The organism is Staphylococcus pasteuri (assembly GCF_030547725.1).
Taxonomy (GTDB): Bacteria; Bacillota; Bacilli; order Staphylococcales; family Staphylococcaceae; genus Staphylococcus; species Staphylococcus pasteuri.
In genome coordinates this window covers 1-234 of sequence record NZ_JAUOQO010001030.1, presented here as the reverse complement: position 1 = coordinate 234, position 234 = coordinate 1, and the positions used below count along the sequence as shown (strand labels likewise).

At 43.2% G+C, this 234-nt stretch carries 1 protein-coding gene; it reads right to left on the bottom strand.

What is annotated here, in order from left to right; genetic code table 11:
• Positions 1 to 234, bottom strand: a 234-nt coding sequence (locus Q4528_RS16300) for a hypothetical protein (RefSeq protein WP_303522825.1), incomplete at both ends; no start/stop codon positions are given.

Below are 234 nucleotides of genomic sequence, written 5' to 3'. Positions count from 1 at the left end.
GCTCTCAATAAATAGCTCTCCTTGTGAGTAGTTAAAGGATTGCTTAAAGCCACTGTGCTCCCAATTTAACGTAAAGCGCTCTGTATTATTTGAAGATGAAGCAACACTGGAGCTGGAAAGCTGATAAATCTGGCCAGGATTCACATCGGAGTAGCGCCAAACAGCTCCACTTTGAGCTGGTAGGTATTGACTAGAAAGAATTGTAGAATCTTCAATATCTGAGTTGCCACCGCC